Origin of the sequence: Carboxydocella sp. JDF658, from assembly GCF_002049395.1 — a bacterium.
In the GTDB taxonomy this organism is placed as follows: domain Bacteria; phylum Bacillota.
On sequence record NZ_BDLR01000027.1, the window covers coordinates 1 to 3,880 of the forward strand.

4 protein-coding genes are annotated in these 3,880 nt (G+C 47.0%); all 4 read left to right on the forward strand.

Annotation, left to right across the window (positions count from 1 at the left end; all coding sequences use genetic code 11):
* The coding region (locus JDF658_RS14780) for an aldehyde ferredoxin oxidoreductase C-terminal domain-containing protein (protein WP_143311955.1) at positions 1 to 100 on the forward strand (100 nt) is incomplete at its 5' end.
* Between the two features lie 72 nt (positions 101 to 172).
* Complete coding sequence (locus tag JDF658_RS05360; protein ID WP_079906735.1) at positions 173 to 2,053, forward strand: sigma-54-dependent Fis family transcriptional regulator; 1,881 nt, start codon at positions 173 to 175, stop codon at positions 2,051 to 2,053.
* A 174-nt stretch (positions 2,054 to 2,227) separates the two neighbouring features.
* Positions 2,228 to 3,391, forward strand: a complete 1,164-nt coding sequence (locus JDF658_RS05365) for an iron-containing alcohol dehydrogenase (protein WP_079906736.1) — start codon at positions 2,228 to 2,230, stop codon at positions 3,389 to 3,391.
* Positions 3,392 to 3,420: 29 nt separating this feature from the next.
* Positions 3,421 to 3,880: aldehyde ferredoxin oxidoreductase N-terminal domain-containing protein (locus tag JDF658_RS05370; protein WP_278307801.1), on the forward strand; the 460-nt coding region annotated here is incomplete at its 3' end.

Consider the following 3,880-nt stretch of genomic DNA (forward strand, 5'->3'; position numbering starts at 1 on the left):
GCACCGGCTGGCAGAATTGCTGCCTGTTTATTACCAGGTGCGGGGCTGGGATGAAAACGGAGTGCCAACAGCGGCCAGGAGACAGGAACTGGGGTTATAAGAAGAAAAGGAGGGCTTCCTGGACCGGGAAGTCCTCCTTTGACAATAATTCGCAAAGGTGGGTGAAAAGAGGATGAGTGAGCAATGGCGGCGCTTTATAGCTGGTGAGAATACAGTGAGTGGAGTAGAACCGATTATCCTGCGTTCCTGGCAGAGGAGCAGAGAAAGAAGAGTAAACTACCGACTGGTAAAGGATACTGATATACTCCCGGCGCCGCTTTTGCGTGAGCGTTGTCAAGCTCAGGAGAGTTTAGTTCAAGCTGCAGAACAGGTACTTCCGTATATTTATCGTTTGCTGCAGGGTCAGAATTATATGGTCATTTTGTGTGATTTCGAAGGCTATATCTTGAAAGTAGTCGGAGACCCGCCTTTTCTGACCAGAGCACAACAAGTACAGTTATCACCGGGAGCCAACTGGCGAGAAGACGTAAGGGGTACAAATGCCATTGGTACGTCAATTTCCGAAGGTACGGCAGTAAAAGTATTAGGCTGGGAGCATTATGTTCAGGAGAACCATTTTTTATCCTGCTGGGCTGCTCCTGTACGTAATCCCCAGGGGAAAATCGTAGGGGTTCTGGATATATCCGGAGAAAGTGGACAGAGAAATAGTCGTTTTCTGGAAATAGCCTTGATTGGCGCTAAAATGATCGAACAAAACCTGCTTCTTGCTGAATTGCAAAAAGAAGCTGCTATAAGTCAGCGAGGATTGCAGCTGGCGGGAGCTATGCTGCGGCAAGGATTTATTGTAATAGACAACAAAGGGGTAATCAAGGAAATTAACCAGCAGGGTGCGCAGCTCCTGGGTAAAAGACGAGAGGAAATAATTGGTAACACGGTAGGAGATGTTTTTGATAATACCAAAAGTATCCTGTTCAGCCACAAGAGATTAGACCTGCAGTTTGAAGACAATGCTGGCAAGGAAATTGATTCCCGTCTGATACGAGTTACTTCCCCTGAAGGTCGTTTGCTCGGTAGCGTTGGGGTTTTAAACCTGACCAGGGCAAATGTCGATCCCACAGAGTCCAGCTGCTGGGTTGGGAACTGTGCCAAATCGAAACAGGTGCTGGATATAGCGGCTAGAGCGGCTGCGGTCAATGTTTCTGTATTGCTTCAGGGGGAAAGTGGTACAGGTAAAGAAGTGATAGCCCGATATATTCATCAGCTGAGTGACCGCCGGGAAGGACCGTTTGTAGCCTTAAATTGTGCAGCATTGCCTCCTAATTTGATTGAAAGTGAGCTTTTCGGCTATGCTGAAGGCGCTTTTACCGGTGCCAAAAAAGGTGGACAACCGGGCAAATTTGAACTGGCTGATGGCGGAACGATTTTTCTTGATGAAATTGGGGATATGCCTGCCAATGTACAGGTGGCTCTGTTAAGATTGCTGCAGGAAAGGGAAGTTTGTCGCATCGGTGATCACAAGGTCAGGAAAATTAATGTGAGGGTAATTGCGGCAACCCATAAAGATTTAGAAAAACTGGTTAAAACTGGCTTGTTTCGCCTGGATCTGTATTATCGTTTAAAAGTGGTTACCATTAACCTGCCGCCACTACGGGAGCGAATAGAGGACATCTATGACCTGGTACCCTATTTTGTTTCTAAAGCTTGCCAGAATATGGGTAAACCTTTGCTGGAAGTGGACCGGGAAATATATCCTTATTTACTTGCTTACCATTGGCCCGGAAATGTGCGGGAATTGGAAAATATTATAACTGGCATGGTTGCTTTAGCCGGTGGACCTCAAATCACGGTAGCGGATTTGCCTCCCGAACTGCGGCAAAATCTATTTTGTAGCACAAAAGTCGAGGAAGGAGCGTTATTGGAAGAAAAAACCAGGCTGGCTATTATCGAGGCATTACAAAAAACCAAAGGGAAAATTGCTCCGGCTGCCAGGCTGCTGGGAATGGGCAGAACTACCCTGTATCGAAAACTGAAGGAATACAATTTGCTTAAATGAACAAAGTGTACCGGCACGAACTGTTTTATTGTGGAACAGTTCGTTTTTTTTTCGGTTCAGCAAAGCCGTTAATTCAGGTTGATGGATTTTTCTGAAAATTGGCATGAATTTTGCAAAAGATGATTAATGCCAACACAACCAGTAAAAGATTATAGTAGGAAGGAGGAATGAAAGATGTCAGTTGTTCATCAGGTTTATGGTTATTTTATGCCTACGGTTAATTTAATGGGGGCCGGGGCTGCTCAGAAAGTGGGTGAACAGGCAAAGCTTCTGGGGGGTAAAAAAGTCTTACTGGTTACTGATGCTTATTTGAACCAGATAGGCATGGCCAAAGAGATCAGTGACATTATTGAAAAGGAAGGCATTAAAGTAGTAATTTATCCGGGGGCAGAACCGAATCCGACTGATAAAAATGTTCATGATGGGGTTGACCTCTTCAAAAAAGAAGGCTGTGACCTGATTGTTTCCCTGGGTGGAGGTTCAAGTCATGACTGTGCCAAAGGGATTGGTATTGTAGCTGCTAATGGCGGGAACATCCGTGACTATGAAGGTGTGGATAAATCCACCAAACCGATGATTCCCTTGATTGCAGTCAACACAACAGCTGGTACTGCCAGTGAAATGACCCGTTTTTGTATCATCACTGATACGGACCGTCATGTAAAAATGGCTATCGTTGACTGGCGTTGTACTCCGAATGTTGCCATTAACGACCCGTTGCTGATGATGAAAAAGCCACCGGCATTGACCGCAGCTACTGGTATGGATGCCTTGACTCATGCGGTGGAAGCCTATGTATCCACGGCGGCTACTCCGGTAACCGATTCAGCTGCCCTGATGGCCATCAAATTGATTAGCCAGTATTTGCGGCGGGCAGTAGCAAATGGTGATGACTTTGAGGCCCGGGATAAAATGGCTTATGCTGAGTTTTTGGCTGGTATGGCGTTTAATAACGCCAGCCTCGGTTATGTTCATGCGATGGCTCACCAGCTGGGTGGTTTTTATAACCTGCCCCACGGGGTTTGCAATGCTATCCTCTTGCCTCATGTAGAACGGTTCAACCTGATCGCCAATCCGCAGCGGTTTGCTGATATTGCTGAAGCAATGGGAGAAAACATTGTCGGCCTTTCTGTGCGCGCTGCGGCTGACAAGGCGCTGGAGGCAATTGTGCAATTGTCCCAGGATATTGGGATTCCGCGGGGGCTGACTGAACTGGGAGTAAAAGAAGAAGATATTCCTGTCATGGCTCAAAATGCTATGAAAGATGCCTGTAGTTTAACCAACCCACGGAAGGCTACCCTGGAGGATGTAATTCAAATTTATAAAAATGCTTTGTAACAAGATATGAAGAAAGAGGTGTTTGCACAGTGTTCAATGCTTATTCGGGTAAAATTCTGCGCATCAATTTAACTACCGGTTCTATCACCACCGAAGCCCTGCCGGTGGAGAAAGCCAGAGCCTTTCTCGGCGGCCGGGGCCTGGGGGGCCGCATGCTGGCCGAGGAAATTCCGGCTGGTATCGATCCTTTGAGTGAAGCTAACAAAATCTTTTTCATTACCGGTCCGCTTACCGGTACTTCCGCTCCGACTTCCGGACGTTACATGGTAGTTACCAAATCCCCCCTCAACAATACCATTGCCTCTTCCAACTCCGGAGGTTTCTGGGGCGCAGAACTGAAATTCGCTGGCTATGACATGGTGATTGTAGAAGGGAAAGCAGCCAAACCCGTATATATCTACATCAAGGATGACCAGGTGGAAATCCGCCCTGCCGACAAGTACTGGGGCAAACTGGTCAGTGAAACCACTGACGGACTTCTGGCTGAGG